Origin of the sequence: Blautia pseudococcoides, from assembly GCF_001689125.2 — a bacterium.
Taxonomy (GTDB): domain Bacteria; phylum Bacillota; class Clostridia; order Lachnospirales; family Lachnospiraceae; genus Blautia; species Blautia pseudococcoides.
This window is the reverse complement of the sequence record NZ_CP015405.2, coordinates 2,624,237-2,645,825: the sequence shown is the minus strand read 5'-3', so window position 1 is coordinate 2,645,825 and position 21,589 is coordinate 2,624,237. Positions and strand designations below refer to the sequence as shown.

Annotated in this window: 21 protein-coding genes; 10 read left to right on the top strand and 11 right to left on the bottom strand. The window is 46.7% G+C overall.

Annotated elements, in window-relative coordinates; translation table 11 throughout:
* Positions 1–37: 37 nt before the first annotated feature.
* On the bottom strand, positions 38–349 hold the full coding sequence (locus tag A4V09_RS12600; protein ID WP_065542664.1) for a helix-turn-helix domain-containing protein: 312 nt from the start codon (positions 347–349) through the stop codon (positions 38–40).
* Positions 350–658: 309 nt separating this feature from the next.
* Between A4V09_RS12600 and A4V09_RS12595 the strand changes: the two genes are divergently transcribed.
* The gene (locus A4V09_RS12595) at positions 659–1,531 is read left to right on the top strand and encodes a GGDEF domain-containing protein (protein ID WP_065542663.1); all 873 of its coding nucleotides are present in this window, start codon (positions 659–661) and stop codon (positions 1,529–1,531) included.
* A 119-nt stretch (positions 1,532–1,650) separates the two neighbouring features.
* On the opposite strand, the gene A4V09_RS12590 is transcribed toward A4V09_RS12595, so the two are convergent.
* The 3 genes from A4V09_RS12590 to A4V09_RS12580 all read right to left on the bottom strand — a co-directional run bounded on the left by A4V09_RS12590 (position 1,651) and on the right by A4V09_RS12580 (position 3,134).
* Positions 1,651–2,133: an S-ribosylhomocysteine lyase gene (locus A4V09_RS12590; RefSeq protein WP_065542662.1), complete on the bottom strand. Its 483-nt coding sequence runs from the start codon at positions 2,131–2,133 to the stop codon at positions 1,651–1,653.
* Between the two features lie 94 nt (positions 2,134–2,227).
* Positions 2,228–2,530, bottom strand: a complete 303-nt coding sequence (locus tag A4V09_RS24935) for a sensor histidine kinase (RefSeq protein WP_157766950.1) — start codon at positions 2,528–2,530, stop codon at positions 2,228–2,230.
* Positions 2,531–2,561: 31 nt separating this feature from the next.
* Complete coding sequence (locus tag A4V09_RS12580; RefSeq protein WP_065542660.1) at positions 2,562–3,134, bottom strand: sensor histidine kinase; 573 nt, start codon at positions 3,132–3,134, stop codon at positions 2,562–2,564.
* An 84-nt stretch (positions 3,135–3,218) separates the two neighbouring features.
* On the opposite strand from A4V09_RS12580, the gene A4V09_RS12575 reads away from it, so the two are divergent.
* From A4V09_RS12575 to A4V09_RS12555, 5 genes are all read left to right on the top strand, one after another.
* Positions 3,219–3,710, top strand: coding sequence for a hypothetical protein (locus tag A4V09_RS12575; protein WP_065542659.1), 492 nt, complete (start codon positions 3,219–3,221; stop codon positions 3,708–3,710).
* 222 nt (positions 3,711–3,932) lie between these two features.
* A complete protein-coding gene (locus tag A4V09_RS12570; RefSeq protein WP_065542658.1) occupies positions 3,933–5,438 on the top strand; it encodes a DUF1538 domain-containing protein in 1,506 nt (501 codons plus the stop codon).
* Positions 5,431–6,093, top strand: coding sequence for a transcriptional regulator (locus A4V09_RS12565; RefSeq protein WP_065542657.1), 663 nt, complete (start codon positions 5,431–5,433; stop codon positions 6,091–6,093). Before A4V09_RS12570 ends, A4V09_RS12565 begins: the two co-directional genes overlap by 8 nt.
* A 70-nt stretch (positions 6,094–6,163) precedes the next feature.
* Entirely contained in the window at positions 6,164–7,168 is a 1,005-nt protein-coding gene (gene trpS, locus A4V09_RS12560) for a tryptophan--tRNA ligase (RefSeq protein ID WP_065542656.1), read from the top strand.
* A 92-nt stretch (positions 7,169–7,260) separates the two neighbouring features.
* Positions 7,261–7,755, top strand: coding sequence for a heme-binding protein (locus A4V09_RS12555; protein WP_018596306.1), 495 nt, complete (start codon positions 7,261–7,263; stop codon positions 7,753–7,755).
* 98 nt (positions 7,756–7,853) lie between these two features.
* Here the strand turns inward: A4V09_RS12555 and A4V09_RS12550 are convergent, their stop codons facing one another.
* The 5 genes from A4V09_RS12550 to A4V09_RS12530 all read right to left on the bottom strand — a co-directional run bounded on the left by A4V09_RS12550 (position 7,854) and on the right by A4V09_RS12530 (position 13,326).
* Positions 7,854–8,186, bottom strand: a complete 333-nt coding sequence (locus A4V09_RS12550) for a DUF6951 family protein (RefSeq protein WP_065542655.1) — start codon at positions 8,184–8,186, stop codon at positions 7,854–7,856.
* Positions 8,187–8,653: 467 nt separating this feature from the next.
* The gene (locus tag A4V09_RS12545) at positions 8,654–9,550 is read right to left on the bottom strand and encodes an RluA family pseudouridine synthase (RefSeq protein WP_065542654.1); all 897 of its coding nucleotides are present in this window, start codon (positions 9,548–9,550) and stop codon (positions 8,654–8,656) included.
* A gap of 29 nt (positions 9,551–9,579) precedes the next feature.
* Positions 9,580–11,445 (bottom strand): extracellular solute-binding protein, encoded by a 1,866-nt coding sequence (locus A4V09_RS12540; RefSeq protein WP_084043577.1) that lies wholly within the window; start codon positions 11,443–11,445, stop codon positions 9,580–9,582.
* A complete protein-coding gene (locus tag A4V09_RS12535; protein WP_065542652.1) occupies positions 11,445–12,260 on the bottom strand; it encodes an ABC transporter permease in 816 nt (271 codons plus the stop codon). Before A4V09_RS12535 ends, A4V09_RS12540 begins: the two co-directional genes overlap by 1 nt.
* Positions 12,253–13,326 (bottom strand): ABC transporter ATP-binding protein, encoded by a 1,074-nt coding sequence (locus A4V09_RS12530; RefSeq protein ID WP_065542651.1) that lies wholly within the window; start codon positions 13,324–13,326, stop codon positions 12,253–12,255. The genes A4V09_RS12535 and A4V09_RS12530 overlap by 8 nt, the downstream gene beginning before the upstream one ends.
* Positions 13,327–13,574: 248 nt before the next feature.
* On the opposite strand from A4V09_RS12530, the gene A4V09_RS12525 reads away from it, so the two are divergent.
* The 4 genes from A4V09_RS12525 to pyk all read left to right on the top strand — a co-directional run bounded on the left by A4V09_RS12525 (position 13,575) and on the right by pyk (position 18,071).
* Complete coding sequence (locus A4V09_RS12525) at positions 13,575–14,633, top strand: lactonase family protein (RefSeq protein ID WP_065542650.1); 1,059 nt, start codon at positions 13,575–13,577, stop codon at positions 14,631–14,633.
* Positions 14,634–14,771: 138 nt separating this feature from the next.
* A complete protein-coding gene (locus A4V09_RS12520; RefSeq protein ID WP_065542649.1) occupies positions 14,772–15,713 on the top strand; it encodes a magnesium transporter CorA family protein in 942 nt (313 codons plus the stop codon).
* A 54-nt stretch (positions 15,714–15,767) separates the two neighbouring features.
* Positions 15,768–16,613: a DUF1751 domain-containing protein gene (locus A4V09_RS12515; RefSeq protein ID WP_065542648.1), complete on the top strand. Its 846-nt coding sequence runs from the start codon at positions 15,768–15,770 to the stop codon at positions 16,611–16,613.
* A 21-nt stretch (positions 16,614–16,634) separates the two neighbouring features.
* Positions 16,635–18,071 carry a pyruvate kinase gene (pyk, locus tag A4V09_RS12510; protein ID WP_065542647.1) on the top strand — a complete coding sequence of 479 codons (1,437 nt, stop codon included), beginning with the start codon at positions 16,635–16,637 and terminating at the stop codon, positions 18,069–18,071.
* A gap of 102 nt (positions 18,072–18,173) precedes the next feature.
* Here the strand turns inward: pyk and A4V09_RS12505 are convergent, their stop codons facing one another.
* Together A4V09_RS12505 and A4V09_RS12500 are read right to left on the bottom strand one after the other, a co-directional pair.
* Positions 18,174–19,664, bottom strand: a complete 1,491-nt coding sequence (locus tag A4V09_RS12505; RefSeq protein ID WP_065542646.1) for a response regulator transcription factor — start codon at positions 19,662–19,664, stop codon at positions 18,174–18,176.
* Complete coding sequence (locus A4V09_RS12500) at positions 19,664–21,448, bottom strand: sensor histidine kinase (RefSeq protein ID WP_065542645.1); 1,785 nt, start codon at positions 21,446–21,448, stop codon at positions 19,664–19,666. Before A4V09_RS12500 ends, A4V09_RS12505 begins: the two co-directional genes overlap by 1 nt.
* Between the last annotated feature and the right edge of the window lie 141 nt (positions 21,449–21,589).

The following is a 21,589-nucleotide window of genomic DNA, read 5'->3' as shown; positions in this document are numbered from 1 at the left end:
AAAATGAGCAGTAAGTGTGCAGGAGCATACTTACTGCTCATTTTTGTGCCAAAAGCTTTGCCAGATTAAGAAGGGCCGCTGCCTGCTCCTTGTTTAGCCGGCGGGAGAGGCGGACCAGTTCGGCTTCATAAGGTGATGGGTACAGAATATCAGCCCCCTCCTTAAAAAACTCTGAGAGACGTATTCCAAGAGGAGACAGCAGAGCGGTCAGGATTTCTATGCTGGGAATGCTCTCACCCTTTTCTACCCTTCTGATATAGTTGATTGAAACGTCACTTAATTGAGAGAGTTTATAGACACTTATCTGTTTATCTTTGCGGAGCTGTGCAAGATTTTCACCGATGTTCATAAAAAACCTCCCTATATGCAGCATTGCACAAACCATAAAAGGCATGGCATATGCCATTCACTATACTGTGCAGATTTACCCTAATTTAGTATATGCACTATATTATGCCTTAATAGGGATAAAATTATAAGCCAACAATTATTGTTTACAATAGTGTTATATTGTTGTAATATAATAGATATTCGGTAACACTTCAGCAGCCAGGCAAAAATCCCATAGCCGGAGGCGGTTCGGCATGGATTTTCCAGCGTTACGGTGAGGGTATAGAACCGTTAAGATATTCGTTGATGATGAAAGGTGGTGGCAGGTTTGGTCTACACTGTGATTTTTGAGGTGGACATTAAAAATAACCAGATATTATTTTTTCATACAGGTTCCCTGTCGGTAAAGCTGAAAGCCGGGGTCCTGTACGATTATGAGGATTTCCTGGAACAGTTTATTATAGACAACGTTTATGAGGAAGAAAAAATATACATCTATCAAAATTTTAATATAGAGGTGCTTAGAAGTGCATCCATAAATAAGAGAGAGAACATTACCTGTGATTTCCGGCTTCGGCCGGAGGGAAACCAGGAATACCGCTGGTTTACCATGAGTTTGATGCTTCCCCACGGAGCAGGCGAAGCTGTGGGTGCTATTCTGGACATCCACGAAAAGAAAATCCATGAGATGGAGATGCAGCATCAGGCATCCCATGATGCCATGACAAACCTGCTGAACCGTCAGGCATTTGAAAGGACAGTGTTTTCCTATTTCATGCAGGGGGAGAAAACCGGCGCGTACTGCCTGATGGATGTGGATAATTTCAAGCTTGTCAATGATACAAGAGGGCACGCCTACGGAGATATGGTGCTGATGAAGATAGCAAAGATTCTCACGGAATATACTCCAAAAAGAACCGTTACCGCAAGGTATGGGGGAGATGAATTCTGTATGTTTTTTCCGGGGGTTGACAGGGAAGAACAATTGGAGCCTGTCCTGAAAAAAATTCTGGAAAAGGTCAGGAGAGCGGAGTTTGACGGAATGCAGCTTTCCGTGTCTGTTGGGGTGGCTTTTTATCCAAGGCACTATACAGAAGAAAAGAATTCTATAGGGAAATATGCGGATGTGGCCCTTTATAAAGCAAAAGAGTCAGGAAAGGACAGCTATTGTTTTTACCGCGAAGAGATGGGAGAATTTTGAAAAAAGAAAGCCCTTCCAGGCAGTGCTGCTGCTCCGAAAGGGCTTATAGCTGCAGGGAGTGGGTTCCTGCGCGGGAGTCCGGTGTAGACCGGGCTCTTTTTAAATGCAGGATCTCATGATCATGATCCTGGATATACAAGACGGTCCGGGCCTATATGGTTCAATACCCGGTCCAGATAATTTTTCGCCAGATAGTTTGCCATGCCCAGATTCATATCCAGGTAATTGCCGCAGTCTTTTGGGGAAGCGCCCGGAACCTCATCTTTGAAATCGCGGATAAACACAAACATTTCTTTTAATAGTTCTACAATATCAGAGGATTCATAATCCCCGGAAAGCAGAAGATAAAAACCTGTGCGGCAGCCCATGGGGCCAAAGTAGATGATCTTGCCGCCAAATTCACTGTGATTTCTCAGAAAAGTGGCTGCCAGATGTTCAATCGTGTGAACCTCCGCTGTGTTCATGACCGGTTCCTCATTGGGGGAAGTCATACGGATGTCAAATGTGGTGATCACTTCCTGCCCCACATGGTCTTTTCGGGATACATAGATACCCGGCTGCAGTTTTATATGGTCAATGGTAAAGCTTGCGATTTTTTCCATTCTGTTTCTCCTTTTTCCTGTTTTTTAGTTCCCGCTGCGGCTTGTCCGCCGGTAAAACAATTATAATCCGTATGCGAACAGGATGCAAGCAGAATCAGGCAGGTGAAGTCTTTAAAATGATAGTAAAGGTTGCCCCTCCGCCCGGCGTGTCGGACAGAACCAGACGTCCTTTGTGCATCTTCACGATCTCTTTGGCAATACTGAGTCCCAGGCCAAAATGTTCCTTACTGGTATGGGCTTTATCCTGCCGGAAAAAGCGCTGGAACACCTGTTTTTTCGCAGAGTCGGGAATGCCGGGTCCGTCATCGGAAACGGAGAGGGAGGCATGATTGGCGGTAAAGGACAGTGAAAGCGTAATATGTCCGGTGGAGGGCGTGTAGCTCAGGGCGTTGTCCATAAGGATGGAGAGCACCTGCGCAATCCGCTCCTCATCGCAGAGGATAAAGGGGCATTCCTCGTCGGGCAGCCGGATACGGAGCGCCAGCCCTTTTTCCCTGGCCAGATATTCGTATTTTTCGTAAAAGCAGGGTATCAGGGGAGACCAGGGCGGCCATGAAAGTCCAGGAACAGGCATCCGCGCCGGCAAGCTGCAGCATATCGTCAATCAGGCGTGACATGCGTTTCCCTTCAAGCTGGATCGTATCGGTAAAGCGTGCGGCCTCCTCAGGGGCGGCTTTCTGGGAGGCAGTCAGACAGGAGAGCATGACGGATAAAGGGGAGCGGAGTTCATGGGAGGCAGAGGCTATAAACTGGGCCTGTTGTCTGCGGTTTTCTTCCAGCGGTGCCAGTGTCTTTCCTGTAAAGATCCAGAAAAAGACGACTAGAAGGAGCAGTGCCGCGGTATCTGCCCCTAGAAAGACAAGGCGCTGACCGTAAATCTGATATTTCTGCGCATCCAGAGACTGAAGGATAACAGCGCTTAAATGACCGTTGGCCTTGGGCAGCAGTACAACAGAGGCATAGTATTCTTCCTTTTTGCCGGTTTTGAACCGGAATTCCACATGTTTTGACAGAAGGGAGTAGGCGTCTGCCGCGTCCAGGTATTTTTTCTTCCGCTGGTGATCTTTGTCAGAATAGCAGGGCGGATGGCAGGAAATATGAGAACGCAGAAGGTCTGCCGGATAAGGACAGCAGTTTTATGTGCAGGGATGATACTGATGACAGTCATATTTTTCATACTTTTTTGGAAGCCGCTTGGCTTGACCAGGGATGTGGTGCCTACAAAATGGTCTGACTTTTTGTTTTGGAAACAGATGACACAACAAATTCGGGAAAACTTGGAGCTGCTGCTTCAAACCCAAAAGACGAGCCTGGACTTTCTTGTGTTATCCCCCTTCTTTTCTTGTCTGAAATACTGTGTTATGACCTGGGGAGCATATGCTGTCAGGTGCAGAATACAGAAAAAGGCAGGGGCGTGGGAAACGGCGGCGGGGATACTTTTCTCCTGGATCTTGCTGCTGGCGGCCATCCGTTTCTCAGGGGACAGTGCGGTTTGGCTTGCGGGACAGAAGAGTGTGTGGTTTGGAGCCTGCTTTTGGCTGATTGGAGAATACGCAGCGGAAAGAATTTCATGCTAACATATTTGATATATCACTGCATTGAAATAAACTGTTGAAATGAAAAAACATCTGTGTTAAACTTTACATATAAATTCTGTTCTTCTTACATTCTTAACATCCCAAGAGATGTTCTTCCTTTCTCGATCATGGAAACCCTGAAATCAATACGAAATGAATGCAGTCACGGAACAGTCACACACAGATACACACGCATAGTATTAGTAGAAAAGAGGTGAATGGATGACAAAATTAAAGGAAAAGATCAGTGAGGCATTATCTTCCGTATTACCGATCACCTGCATTGTGTTTTTGCTGAGCATTACGATTACGCCCATGCCCATTGGGACGGTTCTGTTGTTTGTGCTGGGAGCTGTTCTGCTGGTGGTGGGGATGGGATTTTTTTCATTGGGTGCAGATATGTCCATGATGCCCATGGGAGACGGCATTGGAAATGCTCTTGTCTCCTCCGGGAAAAAGGTCATCATGTTTATGATTACCTTTGCCATTGGATTTATCGTCACCATTGCGGAGCCTGACCTGACGGTTCTGGCGCACCAAGTGCCCGGTATTCCGGACAGGGTGCTTATATGGACAGTAGCCTGCGGTGTGGGACTATTTTTGATGCTCTCCTGGGTTCGCATTGTCTTTCGGGTGGATTTGAAATATCTGCTGATTTTCTTTTATATTGTGGTATTTGTCCTTGCGTTTTTTTCTATGGACAGCTTTATGGCGGTGGCTTTTGACAGCGGCGGCGTTACTACCGGGCCAATTACCGTTCCGTTCATTATGGCCCTGGGAGTGGGTATGGCCAATGTGAGGCATGATCATGCGGAGGAGGATAGCTTTGGGCTTGTTGCCCTTGGCAGTATCGGGCCAATTCTGGCAGTCCTGATCCTGGGAATCGTCTATCATCCCAAGGGAGCTGCTTATACACCTTTTGAGATGGTACATGTGGAGACTACAAAAGATGTGGTAAAGACATTCCTGGCCGAGATGCCCTGGTATGTCTGGGAAGTGAGCAAGGCACTGCTCCCCATTCTTGGCTTCTTTATTCTGTTTCAGGCTATAACCAGGTATTTCAAAAAAAAGTCTGTCATTAAAATATTGGTGGGAACGCTGTATACTTATGTGGGGCTTATATTGTTTTTATGCGGCGTCAATGTGGGGTTTATGCCGGCGGGATATTTTATCGGTTCTGAGATAGCAGCCTTGTCCTATAACTGGGTCCTTGTGCCTATTGGCATGGTGATCGGATTTTATATTGTAAAGGCAGAGCCTGCGGTGCATGTGCTGAACCGCCAGGTGGAGGAAGTGTCCTCCGGAGCTATTTCTTCCAGGGGAATGCTTTACTCACTTTCTGTGGGGGTGGGAATCTCTCTCGGTATTGCCATGCTCCGTGTGCTGACCGGGATCAGTATCATGTATTTTCTTATTCCGGGTTACCTTATCGCGCTGCTGTTGAGCTTTTTTGTGCCAAAAGTATTTACAGGGATCGCCTTTGATTCCGGCGGGGTTGCCAGCGGTCCAATGACTGCAACCTTCCTGCTTCCTCTGGCAATGGGGGCCTGTGAAAGCCTGGGAGGGGATGTGATGATGGATGCTTTTGGTATTGTGGCAATGGTGGCCATGACGCCGCTTATAACCATTCAGGTTCTGGGTTTGATGATGAGGAGAAAGAGGAAAGCAGTATCCTTAACCCAGGAGGAGGATGAGATTCTTGCTTTTGAGGAGGTTTTGGATGAGTAGACAGAAAGTAAAATGTTTGGTCGCCATTGTAAACAGGGGAAAAGGCAGTCTGGTTGCTGATATCTGCAGGAGCTATCAGATCTATTTTACCTGCGGGACACTGGCCCTTGGCACTGCGGGAAGTGAACTTCTTTATTATCTTGGGATCGGAGAGACAGACAAGGAAATGCTGTTCAGCTTTCTGCCTGCCTGTCTGGAACGTGATGTTATGAATGAGATAGCAGGCAGGATCAATATTAGGAAGCCGGGGCACGGTATCATGTTTACAGTTCCGTTGAGCGGCATCAGTACACTATTCCAGCAAAAGGTTATGTGCGAAAGCGCAGATAAGGAGGCGTATATGGAGCAGGCAGAAAGAAAATATGAACTGGTGGTTGCAGTGGTGGATCATGGTTTCCAGGATCAGGTCATGGATGCCGCAAGAGCGGCGGATGCCACAGGTGGGACGGTATTTCATGCCCGTTCCCTGCACGATGAGGATGCTTCCTCTTTTCTGGGAATCCGGCTGCAGGGGGAGAAGGACGTGGTGATGATCTTATCAGAGACAGGGACCTATACCAGGATCATGCAGGCTGTCAATGCAGCCTGCGGTCTGAAGACAGAGGCAAAAGGACTGATATTTTCTCTGCCGGTGGACCATTTTATAGGGATTTGACTATAAAGATTTGACTTTGTACGGGCAGAATGATACAATTTATCGTAGTAAATTTCTGGAGGACATTAAGATGATTAACGATAAAAAAGTATTATTCAGCGGAATGCAGGCAACCGGAAACCTGACACTTGGAAACTACCTGGGAGCGCTGAAAAACTGGGTGACATTGAGTGATGAATATGAATGTTTTTACAGCGTTGTGGACATGCATTCCATAACTGTGCGCCAGGACCCGGCAACACTGCGCAAACGAGCCCGCGCACTTCTGACATTATATATTGCGGCAGGACTGGATCCGAAGAAAAACTGCATTTACTACCAGTCCCATGTATCAGGACATGCGGAGCTGGCATGGATCTTAAACTGCTTTACTTATATGGGTGAGCTGAGCCGCATGACACAGTTTAAAGACAAATCTGCAAAACATGCGGATAATATCAACGCAGGCCTTTTCACTTACCCGGTTTTGATGGCGGCTGACATTCTGCTCTACCAGGCAGATGTGGTCCCGGTGGGGATTGACCAGATGCAGCACTTGGAGCTGACACGTGACATTGCCACACGTTTTAACAATATTTACGGAGATGTGTTCACGATCCCAGAAGCTTATATCGGCAAAGTGGGTGCAAAGATCATGAGTCTGCAGGAGCCTTCCAAAAAAATGTCCAAGTCAGATGAAAATCCCAACGGCAGTATCTATCTCATGGATGATCCGGATACTATCATGCGCAAATGCAAACGTGCAGTGACTGACTCGGAAGCTTGTATCGCTTACAGAGAGGAACAGCCGGGACTTAAAAACCTGCTGGATATTTACTGTGCATGTACCGGCAGGACCACAGAGGAAGCTCTGCGCGAATTTGAGGGCAAAGGCTACGGAGACTTGAAGATGGCTGTGGGGGAGGCTGTAGTCAGCGTTCTGAAACCGCTGCAGGACGAGGTTGCCAGGCTGGAGAAGGACAAGGCATATATTGATTCCATCATCAAAGAAAATGCAGAGAAAGCCAGCTATTTTGCCAACAAAACGCTGCGCAAGGTACAGCGGAAAGTGGGATTTCCGGACAGGATCCGTTAGGCCGCGCCGCAGGCGGACTGCGGCATATATTTGAGGTTTCGTAACTGGGAAGATACGGAACAGTTACAAATTTTGTACAGGAGGGAATGTATATGACAATGGATGAAGTGATCACCGTACTCAGTATGCAGGAGGAAATACTCCAGTTTTCACATTTTACAAACGAGGATGCATGGGAATTGGGAATGATGCTTGTGGCGGAGAGCAGACGCAGAGGTCTGGACTGTGCTGTATCCATCCGAAGGAATAATGGCTATACAGTATTCAAATATGCGGGGAATACAACCAATCTGAACAATGACAGATGGATGGACAGGACATTTAATACGGTCCGTACACTGGAGAAGAGCAGCCTCTTGGTGTACAGTGAGCTGCAGAAGAATGAGGAGACCATGGTGGATATTGCCCTGGACCCGAAAGAGTTTTCCTGCATGGGAGGCGGTTTCCCTGTGCGTGTGGAGGAAGTGGGCGTGGTGGGGGCCATTATGGTGACGAACCAGAATCATTATATCAACCATGATATTATTGTGAAGACACTGGGAAGATACCTCCATATTGATGAAGTGCCCAGGATCAGAATGCTGTAAAGGTCAGGATTTAACCAGTCCTGTGACTGTGAGAGCCGGGTGGAAGTATAGTTCCACCCGGCTTTTGTGCGTCTATATCCGGCGCAGGGAATGGTGGTTTATTCAACATCCAGGAATGTTATGGAGGCATCTGCCTTCAGTGCAAGATTGGCTTCGGCTTCAATACATTTGGTGATTCCCGCAATAACAGGACATCCTGCGTGTACGGGAAAATTCTTGAGGGCATATGTAAAGAATGGGCCGGCACCTGGTTTGACAAGACAGACTTCATAAGCATCAAAGGTGCTGCCCAGTTCCTCCATCATCTTTTTTACACTGGGGCAGCCGCTTGCCACTTTTACGGTGACTTCGGTTTCCTCATCTTCCGTTGCAGTGGCAGTGACAAGAGTAGAAAATTTACAGATTCCCGGTTCGATTTTAACTTTAGTCATTTGAATTCCTCCCTTTTTAAGATAAACACATATATAGTTTATGATCGCAGCGGTGCAGTACCTTCACAGGAAAGGCGGACGTCTATGCAGGATCGTTTTTCGTGAGGAGATATTCCCCGGCTGCTGAACCATTTCTTATAATTTTTATTATAGCACTTCTTTGAGGGATTGAAATAGGAAAGTTACGGTTATTCCATCGGCAATTCCTGCCGGTGTAAATTTCTTTGCAGATCCTGCAGAATTCCTGGAATCCCAACATGCCGCTGCGGGGACTGCTGTATTTTGCGGATATGCTTCGCGGTTATATTGAAAAGAACGGGCCTTATATCTACTCTTCAGGAAAAAATAAAGCTTCCTGTTCCAAGATATATTATTTTCTATAATGGAACCAGGGAGGCTCCTGATAAATCGGAGATGCTGCTCTCGGATTCATTTATGGAGTATACAGGGGAAGTGTATAAAAAGACTTAACTGGATAAGTGAAGGGCTTTATCCATATCATCCGGAAGCGGTACGTGAAAACACATAGGTTTTCCGGTGATGGGGTGTACAAACTCCAGCGCGAAAGAATGCAGGGCAACCCTGGATATCCGGGTGAAATCCGGGTGATAGAGATAATCCCCCAAAAGAGGAGCGCCCAGGTATTGCATGTGTACACGGATCTGGTGGGTACGCCCTGTTTCTAAGTGAAGCTCAGCCAGTGTGATATTCCGGCAGGTCTTAAGCACTTTATAATGGGTGACTGCCTGCTCCCCTTTTTCAAAGTCCACACACCGCTCAATGGCAGAAGTCTCTTTTCTGGCAATGGGAGCCTCTATGGTTCCCAGGGGAGCGGGGAGGCTTCCGTCACAGAGCGCCAGATAAGTCCTGTGGATCTGCCGCTCCTTCATCTGGGCGGACAGGATGGAGGCGCTGAGGGCATTTTTTGCCACGATCAAAAGGCCTGTGGTATCCCGGTCCAGACGGTTGATACAGCGAAAGATAAATTCTTCCCCCGCAGACCGGTAATAGTGTGCCACAGCATTGGCAAGGGTATTGTCATAATTGTTGATGGAGGGATGCACGGGCATGTCAGCAGGCTTGTCAAGGACCAGAATATCCTCATCCTCATAGATAATGGAGAGAGGAAGGGGGACCGGAAGGATATGCTCTGAGGACTGAAGCTCCTCCATGAATATGATGAGTGAGTCCCCGGTGTGGAGCATGGTCTTTACATAGGCCCATCCGCCGTTTACCTTTATACTGTCTCTGTTCTTTTTTAACTGAATGATGATCTGCCGGGAATATCCTCTGGCTTTTAAAAAGGATTCCACCGTGCAGGGGGAATCCTTTTCACTTATTCTGTAAATCAATGTGCGGTTCATATAAACTCCTGTTTTTGTTTCCGATCCTCTTACTTGGATTTTACCTTATTCCAAAGTTCGTTGTAATAAGAATCTGCTTCATCGCCCAGGAACTGAAAGGTTTCGCTTCCCTTCAAATCCTCCGCTTCAGGGAAGAGTATTTTGCTGTTCCGGATACTGTCATCCTCGATCAGCTCCCTGGCAGCTTTATTGGGCGTTGCATAAGTGATATATTCAAAGTTCATCAGCGCAATGTCGGGACGGCAGAGAAAGTTAATGAATTTTTCTGCATTTTCCTTGTTCTGCGAATTGGACGGAATCACCCAGGAATCAATCCATACATTGGTACCTTCTTTGGGGATCACGTATTCCAAATCCGGGTTTTCCCTCTGGGTATAGAGCGCTTCACCGGAATAGATCACACCCAGCGCAGCCTCGCCTCCGATCATTTTGTCTCTTACCTGATCTACCACATAGGCCTGGACCAGCGGTTTTTGTGCGATCAGGTCGTCTGTGGCCTGAATCAGTTCATCCACCACAACAGAGTTCAGGGAATAGCCCTTGCGCTTTAGGGCAACAGCAAAAGCATCCCGGACAGAGTCCTGCATGAGGATACTGTCTTTATACTTTTCATCCCACAGGATATTCCAGCTGTCCACATTTTCCTTGACCATGGTTTTGTTGTAGAGGATACCAACCGTCCCCACGCAGTAGGGTACAGAGTATTTATTTTCCGGGTCAAAGCTCTTGGACTGCTCCATATAGGTGGGATCTATATTCTTGAGATTCGGTACATTGTCCCAGTTGATTTCCGCCAGCAGATCATTCTCCCGCATACGCTGGATCATATAATCTGAGGGGCAGACCACGTCATAAGCGATGGCTTTTGACATGATTTTGGGATACATGATCTCATTGGTTTCGTATTCCTCATAGGTGACTGTTATACCTGTCTCCTTCTCAAAGATGTCAATGACCTCAGGATCCATATATTCTCCCCAGTTGTAGACGATCAGTTTTTCATCGGACACACTTCCCTTGTTACCCAGATGGAAGAAAAAGCCGGCGCCGGCCACAAGGATGACAAGTGCTGCAGGGATGACTTGACGGAGAGGAAGCTTCTTCTTTTCAAGCTCTGTGGAGAGCTTCTTATCCGGCTCTTTTGGCGCTGAGTTCACCAGGATCATGATGACCATAACGGACAAAAAGAGCAGGGTGGAGAGCGCGTACATCTCCGGCCTTATGCCTTTACGCACCTCGGAATATATTTTGGTTGACAGGGTATCCACCCCCGGCCCCTTGGTGAAATGGGTGATGATGAAATCATCCAGGGACATGGTAAATGCCATGAGAAATCCTGACAGCACACCGGGCAGAATATCCGGAAACACCACTTTCATGAATGCCTGGAAAGGTCCTGCACCCAGGTCTCTGGCCGCCTCATAGGTACTCTTGTTTGTCTGTTTCAGCTTAGGCATAACGCTCAGAATGACATAGGGGATATTGAAGGTTATATGCGCCATTAAAATGGTGGAAAAACCAAGGGTAAACCTGCACGCAATGAACAAAAGCATGAGGGAAATACCTGTCACAATATCAGAATTCAATATGGGAATATTGGTAACTCCCATAAAAACCGTACGCCATTTGCTCTTCATGGCATTGATGCCAATAGAGGCGCAGGTTCCGATCAAGGTTGCCAGTATTGCCGATAAGAATGCAATGACCAGAGTGTTGTAAAGGGCACCCATGATGGCATCATCCCGGAATAGGGAACCATACCATTTCAAGGTGAAACCGCCCCATTTGGAACGTGATTTGGAGGCGTTGAAGGAGAGGGTCATAAGTGTCACAATGGGCGCGTACATGAGAATCAGAATAAGCGCCAGGTAAATATTTCTAGCTGTCTTCTTCATCAGAACATTCCTCCTTGCCCGTCTTTGTCATACTTGGTGGTAACTACCATGCTGATCAGGATAAAGACCATCAGCACCAGGGAAAGTCCGCTTCCTGTATGCCAGTTGCTGCCCTGCTTGAATTTCTGTTCAATAACATTTCCGATCAGCAGGATCTTGCTGCCGCCAAGCAGATCGGATATGACAAAGGTTGTGAGGGCAGGCACAAATACCATGATGACACCGCTCACAACCCCCGGCAGGCTCAGGGGAAAGATGATCTTTCTGAAAGTGTACAGTTCCGTTGCGCCCAAATCCCTGGCGGCGCTGATGATGTCTTTGTCAATCTTGGACAGCACATTGTAAAGGGGCAGCACCATAAAGGGCAGGAAGTTGTACACCATGCCCAGTATGATGGCATAGGGCGTATTGATGAGCTGGATGGACGGCAGATGCAGGAAATCCAACAGCTGATTGATCACACCGTTTTTCTCCAGCAAGGTCTGCCATGCCATGGTGCGCAGCAGAAAATTCATCCACATGGGAAGGATGAAGATCAGCACGATAAAACTGGTCTGATTTACCTTCATGCCGGATAAAATCATGGCAAGAGGGTAGGCTAACAACAGACATATGGCTGTGCTCACAATGGAGAGCAGCAAGGAGAGGCAGAGTGCCTTGAAATTCTCCACGGTTCCGATGGCCAGAAGATTTTCATAAGTCAGATGGCCGTCCACATCTGTCAGACCATAATATAGGACCATGGCAAGGGGGATCAGGATAAATGCCACGGCCCAGAAAAGATAAGGTCCGGTCAGTAATTTTTTTCTATTCATTCACTCCTATGGCCTCCTCGTCCTCCGATACCGGCTTGTGCATGATCTGGATGTCGAAGGGGTCCACGTGGATGCCCACTTTCTGGCCCACAGGGAACATGTCTGTGCTGTGCACCAGCCATTCAAACCCGTTTGCCTGGACCTCCATCTCATAGTGGACGCCTTTGAAGATCAGGTGGGAGACGACACCCTGGATCGTGCCATCCTCAGGCTTCACCAGGTCCACATCCTCGGGGCGGATGACAACGTCCACGGGTCTGTTGCGCCCAAAGCCTTCGTCCACACAGGGGAATTTGGCACCCAGGATCTTTACCAGCCTGTCCTCCAGCATGGTACCTTCTATAATATTACTCTCACCGATAAAATCGGCTACAAACGCATTCTGGGGTTCATTATAAATATCCTCAGGGGAACCCATCTGCTGGATATAGCCCTGGTTCATGACCACAATGGTATCTGACATGGTGAGGGCCTCCTCCTGGTCATGGGTCACGTAGATAAAAGTAATGCCCAGCTCGTTTTTTAAGCGGATCAGCTCGTACTGCATGTCCTGGCGCAGCTTCAGGTCCAGGGCTCCCAGAGGCTCGTCCAGAAGCAGAAGCCGCGGCTCATTTACAATGGCCCGGGCAATGGCCACACGCTGCTGCTGGCCGCCGCTCAGGGAATCGGGAAGACGGTTTTCAAAGCCCTCCAGATTTACCAGTTTCAGTGCGTATTTGATCTTGTCTTTGATATAAGCGTTACTCTTTCCGGCAATTTTTAAACCAAAAGCAATATTTTCTTCTATATTCATGTGGGAGAACAGGGCGTATTTCTGGAATACGGTGTTCAGATTTCGCTTGTTGGGCGGTAGATTGGTAATATCCTCTCCGTCAAAAATAACCTGTCCGAAATCCGGCGATTCAAAACCGCCCAGGATACGGAGAGTGGTTGTCTTACCACAACCGCTGGGGCCTAAAAGGGTAAGAAATTCATTTTCCCGGATGGACAGATTCAGCTTGTCCAGAACAATCTGATCGCCAAATCCTTTGGAAATGTCAATTAAATCCACCAGTGTATGGTTCATTCGCGTTCTCCTTTACGTGATATGAAATAATCCAGAACCTGTCCCATAAAACCGGCTCTGCCGGGGAAAGACTCTGAATTTCATTATACTAAACCCACAAACCTTGTCAACATAAATGTTGCGAATTTGGCGGGAATTGCATTGTATAAAGAAAAAGTTTGTGGTAGAATGTCGTTAGACCACGGATAGGGGCAGGAAATCCCTGCCAGCCGGGGAGAATCAGAATAAAACAGGAGGGTATTGCATAAATGAAAGAGAAGTATGTTGCATATGTTGGAACGTATACCCATGGAAGCAGTATCGGAATCCATTTATATGATGTAAATGTAGAAGAGGGGACACTTACAGAGAAAAAAGTTATTCCTGTAAATAATTCCTCCCACCTGGCCATATCATTAAATGGGAAATATCTCTATTCCATTGCCGACGAAGGAGTTGCCGTATTTTCAATTGATCCGGACGGAGATCTTACCTTTATTAATAAAGTAGACATTGACGGAATGAGAGGCTGCCACCTGTCCACCGACAAGGAAGGAAAGTATCTCTATGTGGCAGGTTATCACGACGGTAAGGTTACCGTGGTACATACCCACAGGGACGGACGCCTGGGAAGCGTCATGGACGGGGTATTCCACAGAGGACTGGGAAGTGTTGCGGAGAGAAATTTCCGTCCCCATGTGAGCTGTGTGCGGCCTACACCGGACGGAAAGTATCTCTGCGCGGTAGATAATGGCATTGACCAGATGAAGATATACCGGGTAAATGCCAGGACCAGTAAGCTGGAGCTTGTGGATGTCCTGCGCTGTGTAAGGGAGTCCGGACCGAGACTGATCAAATTCAGTCCAAACGGTAAATTTGCATTCCTGAATTTTGAGCTGAGCAATGAAGTGCAGGTATACCGTTACGACGGAAGCGGCAAGAATCCTGTTTTCGAGCTGATCCAGACAGAAAGCACATTGGTGTCCCACGATGATGAGACCCATGATGCCACATCCGGCATGTGTCTGTCACCGGACGGAGAGTATCTGTTCTGCTCCACAGCAGGGGAGGATACGGTGTCCATGTTCAAAGTGGATGAAGAGACAGGCAGTCTGGAAAAGCAGTTTATACTGCCGATCAGCGGTGAGTATCCAAAGGATCTGGAGATATTCCCGGATGGAAAGCATCTGGCAGTGGTGAACCACGAATCCAGTTCCATCACCACATTTACCATTGATTATGAGAACAAACTGCTGGTTATGAAAGGGAAACCGCTGAAGGTGGAGACACCAAACAGTATTATCTTCCACAAATGTGAGGAAGAATAAAAGAAAGGAAGTGTTATCATGGAAGGTGGGCCTTGTCCCGGGAAATCGAATCAAGACAATAAAATAAAGAGTAGAAACCCCATAGGCAGGCATGTCTGACACCTTTGCGCCCGTTTATGGGGCGTGAAGGGAGATAACATGATCAGAATTTTTAAAACAATAGACGGAAAAATGCATCAGGTGGAGGAAGCTGCGGAGGGATGCTGGGTTGCCCTCACGGATCCCACGGCAACAGAGATTTTTGAAATTTCCAACAAATACGGAATAGAAGTGGATGATTTGCGGGCGCCGCTGGATGAGGAAGAGCGTTCCCGAATCGAGGTGGAGGACAATTACACGCTTATCCTGGTTGACACCCCTATCATTGAAGAACGGGGGGACAAGGATTGGTTTGGGACCATCCCTCTGTCGATCATTGTGACAAATGAGATGATCTTCACGGTGTGTCTGGAGGATACCTCTGTACTTGGAAAGTTCATGGACGGCCGTGTGCGCAACTTCTATACTTATATGAAGACCAGATTTATCCTGCAGATCCTTTACAACAATGCCAGTATGTTCCTGCATTATCTGCGCATCATAGATAAAAAGAGTGAGGAAGTGGAGGAGAAGCTTCACGCCTCAACCAGAAACCAGGAGCTGATCGAGCTTCTGGAATTGGAAAAATCCCTGGTGTACTTTACCACGTCCCTGCGTTCCAATGAGGTGGTGCTGGAGAAGCTCCTGAAAGTGGAACGGATCAAACAGTATCCCGATGACACAGACCTTTTGGAGGATGTTATCGTGGAGAACAAGCAGGCCATTGAGATGGCTAATATTTACAGCGGTATTCTGAGCGGGATGATGGATGCCTTTGCATCTGTAATTTCCAACAATCTGAATATTGTCATGAAGTTTCTGGCAACCGTGACCATTGTCATGTCCATTCCCACCATGATATTCAGTGCCTACGGCATGAACGTGAATACTTCGGGAATGCCTTTTGCGGGAAGCCCTTATGGGTTTGTGATCGTGATCGTGCTGTCTCTGGTGTTAAGCTTACTGGTTGCATTGATCTTCTCCAAGAAAAATCTTTTCTAAAACAGGAAAGTTTCCCTGAGGGGGGAATATTGATATCAGAAACGAGGAGAATTTATGAATTTTTTGAACAAAATGGAAAGGAAATTTGGGCGTTTTACCATTAGAAATCTGACAAAGTACATCATCCTGCTATATGTGATCGGATATGTACTTTATTTTCTTGGTGACGTTACAGGAATTCCGATCAGCGCTTATCTAATGCTGAGTCCCGCCCACATTCTGCACGGACAGATATGGAGACTTGTGAGCTGGCTCTTGATTCCTCCATCCGGGCTTAATTTATTTACCATCATCATGCTTGCATTGTATTATTCCCTGGGAACTTCCCTTGAGAAGACATGGGGAGATTTCAGATATAATGTCTATATTCTGGGAGGTATTTTAAGCACGATCATCGGTGCTTTTCTGCTTTATTTCATACAGGGGCCAGTGAATTCCCTGTACGGGATGGCTGCTATCTCCACATATTATATTAACCTGTCAATTTTCCTGGCTTTTGCAGCCAGTTATCCGGATATGCAGCTTCTTCTGTACTTTATCATTCCGGTGAAGATCAAGTGGTTGGCATATCTGGATGTGGCATACCTGGTTTATAACTTTATAAAGACACCAATCTGGTCAATCAGAATGATGATCATTGCATCCCTGCTGAACTTCATTGTTTTCTTTTTTGCCACCAGGAATTACAACCATATCAATCCGAAAGAGGTGCACAGACGGCAGCAGTTTCAAAAAGCAGTCCACCCCAAAATGGCACCGGGTGTGACAAAGCATAAATGCGCTGTGTGCGGCAGGACAGAAAAGGACGGGGATAACCTGGAATTCCGTTTCTGTTCCAAATGCAACGGCAACTATGAATACTGCCAGGATCATCTTTTTACTCATGAACATATAAAGTGACGATATCATTAGGAGGAATTTATGCGCAAGACGAAGATTGTATGTACCATGGGTCCGAATACGGACAAAAAAGCCACAATGAAAGCGCTGGTCAGACACGGCATGGATGTGGCCCGCTTCAATTTTTCACACGGGGATTACGAGGAGCAGCGTAACCGTATGAACCTGCTGAAAAATGTCAGAGAGGAGCTGGATAAGCCGGTAGCCATACTCCTTGACACCAAAGGCCCGGAAATTCGTACCGGAGTTCTGGAGGATGGAAAGAAGGTAACTCTGACAGAGGGCGCAGATTTTACTCTCTATATGGAAGAAATGGTGGGCAATGAAAAGGGATGTTCCATCACCTATCCCGGCCTGGCAAGAGAAGTCAAACCGGGCAACAAGATCCTCATTGACGACGGTCTTATTGAGCTGGATGTCAAGGTGGTTAAAAGAGATCATATTGTCTGTACCGTTGCAAACGGCGGTGAGCTGGGTGAGAAAAAAGGCGTCAATGTGCCAAACGTACGAGTAAAACTTCCAGCCATCACAGAGAAAGACAAACAAGACGTTATCTTCGGCATTCAGCAGGATATAGACTTCATTGCCGCTTCCTTCATCAGAAATGCGGCAGGTATCAAGGAAATCCGTAAAATCCTCCATGAACACCATGCAGAGCAGATCTCCATCATCGCCAAGATCGAGAATGCAGAGGGTGTTGAGAATATTGACGAGATCATTGCGGCAGCCGACGGCATTATGGTAGCCAGAGGAGATTTGGGTGTGGAGATTCCGGCACAGGAAGTTCCGTATATCCAGAAGTTGATCATTAAGAAGTGCAACGAAAATTACAAACCGGTCATCACAGCCACCCAGATGCTGGATTCCATGATCCGGAACCCGCGTCCGACACGTGCGGAGGTTGCTGACGTGGCAAATGCCATCTATGACGGAACCGACGCCGTCATGCTCTCCGGGGAGACCGCAGCCGGAAAATATCCGGTGGAAGCTCTGACCATGATGGATGAGATCGCAGAGGATACAGAGAAACACGTGGATTATGACAAATACATTCAGCACAGGACTATGTACAAACAGACTTTGGTTTCCAGTGCCATCGGCATTGCGTCAGTCCGCACGGCCAGAAATATTGACGCTGACTGTATCATCACACCAACCATGTCCGGTAAGACAGCAAGGCTGGTATCCAGTTTCCGTCCCACCATGCCGATTTACGCCATCACTCCAAACGAGTTTGTACAGCATAAAATGCAGCTCTACTGGGGCGTAAAACCGCTGAAAGGCAATACAAAAGACACCACGGAAAACATCCTGACAAGTGCTATGGAGACTGTAAAACGTAAACGTCTCGTAAAAAAAGGCCAGCTTGCCGTCTTCACCGCAGGCGACCCGGCTACCAACAGCCGCAAAGATGAGCAGAATGTTACCAATATGCTCCATGTGATCGAAGTAAAATAAACAGAAAAAATGAGGCCGCAGAAATCAAATCTGCGGTCTTTCTAGTTAAATCATCACAGTGTTACCCAAAATCTAAGATCAGGAGCAGATTGCTGGCCGATTCTATTTTCCTGCCATTTTCTTCATGTACTCCGTAGGTGTCATCTTTGCATATTTCTTGAAAAGCTGGCTGAAATACTGGGGATTATTTCCGCACCCCACCTGTTCGGCAATCGTGTAAATTTTCTCTGTGTCGCAGTCTATGAGCAGGGATTTGGCCCGGTTGATGCGGAGTTTATTCAAATAATTAGAAAACTTCTCCCCGGTCTGGCGGGAGAATTGTTTGCTCACATAATCGACATTCATGTAAAGATAATTCTCAGACAGCCATTTCAGGGAAAGATTGGGGTCTGAGAGATGTTCTTCTGTGTAGGCCAGTAATTTTTCTATAAAGGGCTTGTACGCAGAGACGGAGGCAGCGGGGAAAAACGTGTCAAAGTTCCTAAAGAAGAGAGCTGTGATCTCGGGCACAGTCTTCGCCTCATTTACATGCAGCAGTAATTCTGTGACAATAAGTGATACCTGCCCTGACAGGTACTGTCCCTGCCGGATAAGTATTTTAGTCAGGAGATATACCAGGAAATCCCGTTCCTGGATAGAAGAAAAGAGCTCTTCCAATGCGGATTTAAGTGCAGTGCTGTCCATTCCTTTCTCCCAGTACCTGCTGCAGACGTCCGATAGATTTTCCAGGCAGCAGGAGTAGTTGTAAATAGGGATTTTTTTGCAGCCATCTATATAGTATATCCTGTCATACCGGCGAAGCTTTTGTATCAGTATACAAAACAGGGATTCCAGATTGGGATATTGGTCTTGACGATGCGTGGTCTGCACTGTCTGGCTGTCAAAATGCAGACCATCTATAAATTCAAACAGAGACGGTTTATTTTCCTCCCATCCTTTTATGAGTATGAGGAGAGTGTTTTTAACATAGAGGATATGGTACAGCATCCCGATGCACTTTACCGCCATATATTCGTCAATGAGGTATGTACATTCCAGAAGATTCTTTTCTTCCAGAAAATACAGGTAATGGATGCTGTAAGGGGTGTTCTGGAAATCAAGATAATTTACATAGGAATCTGAAAGTTCGGGGATTTGTCCGCCGCAAAAAATCCCTTCTGCCATCAGACTGTGGAAAAGGGTTTTCTCAAAGCTTTTTGGTATACTTTCCAGAGGATCCTTTAATAGCTCATGTTTCACGTCCTCCACAGCATCAATGATCTGCTGCTCGTTGCAGGGTTTCAGCAGGTAATGCTTGATCCCGTACCGCATGGCCTTCTTTGCGTATTCAAATTCCCCATACCCTGACAGGAGGATAAACTGGATTCTCTCATGGGTCTGAGTGAGTTTTTCAATCAAGTCAAGGCCGGAGAGTCCCGGCATCTTGATATCCGTGAGTACAATATCCGGATACTCGTCAATAATGGCATCGTAAGCCTCAAGGCCATTTTTACAGAGGCCGACAATCTGTATGCCTAGGCTTTCCCAGTCTATGAGGCGGCTGATCGTCTCCCGTATGATCCTCTCATCATCTGCAATGATTATTCGTAACATTAAAATACCCCTCCTTTATCTTCAGGATAGGGAAGCCGGATACTGGCTGCTGCAAGGTTATCCTGATTGTATAGTGTAAGTCCGTATTCATTTCCAAAGGTGAGCTTCAGCCGTTCATTGATGTTCAGCAGCCCGATACCAAAACCATTTGGCTTTATCCGCTCATCCTTCAGTTTATTCAGCAGGTTTTCCTCGAATTGGGAACCGCTGTTTTTCACTTCTATGTAGATAAGGTGATTCTCCCTGAAGATATTGATCTGGATATAGCACTCATCCATAATCTCTTCCAGTGCATAATGGATCGCATTTTCAGCCAGCGGCTGGATGATCAGTTTTGGTATCTGTATATCCATCAAATCTTCATCCGCCTCTATCCCAATGCGGAGCTGGTCAGCAAAGCGTATTTTCTGGATCGTCAGGTAGCAGTTTACAAATTCCAGTTCCTGGCGGATGGAAAATGTCTTGGATTTCTGTGATAAAGCGGCGCGAAGCAGATATCCAAGTGACTCTACCATCCGGGATATGTCCTGTTCTCCCAGATCTTTGGCCCTCCAGTTGATGGATTCCAGAGTGTTGTACAAAAAATGCGGATTTATCTGTGTCTCCAGGGCCTTGATCTGCGCATCCTTCATCAATAGCTCATTCTGGTAATTCACATGGATGAGATGATGTATCTGGTCCGCCATATTGTCAAAATTCTGATGGAGGATACCGAACTCATCGTTTCTTTTGGCATAGCTGCAGGTTTGGAAGGTATCCGGCAGTGTCCCGTCATTTTCTCCAAAGAGCCGGATCTTGTGTATCAGCCTGTCAAGATGGACCATAAGCGTCCGGATAAAATAGCGGGACAGGAAAATGGCTGCTGCCAGACTTGCTGCCAAAGCTGTAAAAAAAAGAATCTGGGCTGCCAGCAGAGAGTTAAAGACAGAATTATACGGTATCAGACTATAAAAATCCCATTCAAAAAAAGGTATCTTATTTTTGACAACAAAGTATTTTCCCTGAGAAACACTTATCATTCCGTAAGCAGCAGACAACTTTTCCTGAATCATGCGGATATCGTCCGCAGTAAGCTTTTCGCTGGCTCCAATCATGTCGCTGCCCTCTGTCAGGAGATAGGAGGCCTTGCCGAATTGACTGGAGTAGTGGGAACTGTTCTCAAGCAGGGACGAGGTATCCACATTGATGATAAGGGTTCCCAGGGTATCAAGCTTTACATCCTGTATCCTCCGTATTTCCCGGACCAGGAAAAGCCCGTAGCTGCTGCTGTATTCTGTGACCCAGACAGCTCTTCCCTGATGGCCCTGCGCACTTTTGAGCAGGTTTCTGTAAACAGGATCAGGGAATTTCTGGCTGCTTCTAATATATGTGTGCATATATGGTTCTGTCAGCAGACTGTTATTATCCAGTATCAGATAAGAAAGATGATTGTAACGGAATTGCTGAAAATACGTCTCCAGGGTATTATAAATGCTGAAATTCAGAGTTGTGGAGACTGAATGGGGGTCGTCTGTAACCTGACCAAGCATCTGCTGCAGAGATTTGTCCGATATCATGGAAGTGGACACCGCATTGATATTCTCCAATTCGTCACTGATTTTGGCGGCAGAGGAGGAAAGGGAATCTGCTACGGTCTTGTACAGGAGTTTATTGTAGGCGTTCATCAGTAGAAAAAAAGAGAACAGTACGGAAATGGACAAAATCCCAATGCTGATGATCACGATCAGATATAATTTCTTCCGCATAGCCATACTCTGGACTTTTTCTGTCATTTTCTGAAACATGGTAAAATCCCCCAGTTTAAATGAATTTAAAATCTAATTCAGATTATATAAAAACCAGGTTGGAAAAACAATAGATTTGGAGAATAACACGGTTTTTTGAACAGACAGGGCGGAATATTTGATTTTATTTCATCTGGGCGG

Excerpts from the sequence above, each read along its gene's own strand:
- A4V09_RS12575 (WP_065542659.1), top strand. The coding sequence starts at position 3,219 with ATGGCAGGAAATATGAGAACGCAGAAGGTCTGCCGGATAAGGACAGCA.
- A4V09_RS12545 (WP_065542654.1), bottom strand. The coding sequence starts at position 9,550 with ATGAACCGCACATTGATTTACAGAATAAGTGAAAAGGATTCCCCCTGC.
- A4V09_RS12530 (WP_065542651.1), bottom strand. The coding sequence starts at position 13,326 with ATGAACCATACACTGGTGGATTTAATTGACATTTCCAAAGGATTTGGC.
- A4V09_RS12525 (WP_065542650.1), top strand. The coding sequence starts at position 13,575 with ATGAAAGAGAAGTATGTTGCATATGTTGGAACGTATACCCATGGAAGC.
- A4V09_RS24935 (WP_157766950.1), bottom strand. The coding sequence starts at position 2,530 with ATGGACAACGCCCTGAGCTACACGCCCTCCACCGGACATATTACGCTT.
- trpS (WP_065542656.1), top strand. The coding sequence starts at position 6,164 with ATGATTAACGATAAAAAAGTATTATTCAGCGGAATGCAGGCAACCGGA.
- A4V09_RS12600 (WP_065542664.1), bottom strand. The coding sequence starts at position 349 with ATGAACATCGGTGAAAATCTTGCACAGCTCCGCAAAGATAAACAGATA.
- A4V09_RS12570 (WP_065542658.1), top strand. The coding sequence starts at position 3,933 with ATGACAAAATTAAAGGAAAAGATCAGTGAGGCATTATCTTCCGTATTA.
- A4V09_RS12535 (WP_065542652.1), bottom strand. The coding sequence starts at position 12,260 with ATGAATAGAAAAAAATTACTGACCGGACCTTATCTTTTCTGGGCCGTG.
- A4V09_RS12550 (WP_065542655.1), bottom strand. The coding sequence starts at position 8,186 with ATGACTAAAGTTAAAATCGAACCGGGAATCTGTAAATTTTCTACTCTT.
- A4V09_RS12555 (WP_018596306.1), top strand. The coding sequence starts at position 7,261 with ATGACAATGGATGAAGTGATCACCGTACTCAGTATGCAGGAGGAAATA.
- A4V09_RS12540 (WP_084043577.1), bottom strand. The coding sequence starts at position 11,445 with ATGAAGAAGACAGCTAGAAATATTTACCTGGCGCTTATTCTGATTCTC.
- A4V09_RS12520 (WP_065542649.1), top strand. The coding sequence starts at position 14,772 with ATGATCAGAATTTTTAAAACAATAGACGGAAAAATGCATCAGGTGGAG.
- A4V09_RS12590 (WP_065542662.1), bottom strand. The coding sequence starts at position 2,133 with ATGGAAAAAATCGCAAGCTTTACCATTGACCATATAAAACTGCAGCCG.
- pyk (WP_065542647.1), top strand. The coding sequence starts at position 16,635 with ATGCGCAAGACGAAGATTGTATGTACCATGGGTCCGAATACGGACAAA.
- A4V09_RS12505 (WP_065542646.1), bottom strand. The coding sequence starts at position 19,664 with ATGTTACGAATAATCATTGCAGATGATGAGAGGATCATACGGGAGACG.
- A4V09_RS12515 (WP_065542648.1), top strand. The coding sequence starts at position 15,768 with ATGAATTTTTTGAACAAAATGGAAAGGAAATTTGGGCGTTTTACCATT.
- A4V09_RS12500 (WP_065542645.1), bottom strand. The coding sequence starts at position 21,448 with ATGTTTCAGAAAATGACAGAAAAAGTCCAGAGTATGGCTATGCGGAAG.
- A4V09_RS12565 (WP_065542657.1), top strand. The coding sequence starts at position 5,431 with ATGAGTAGACAGAAAGTAAAATGTTTGGTCGCCATTGTAAACAGGGGA.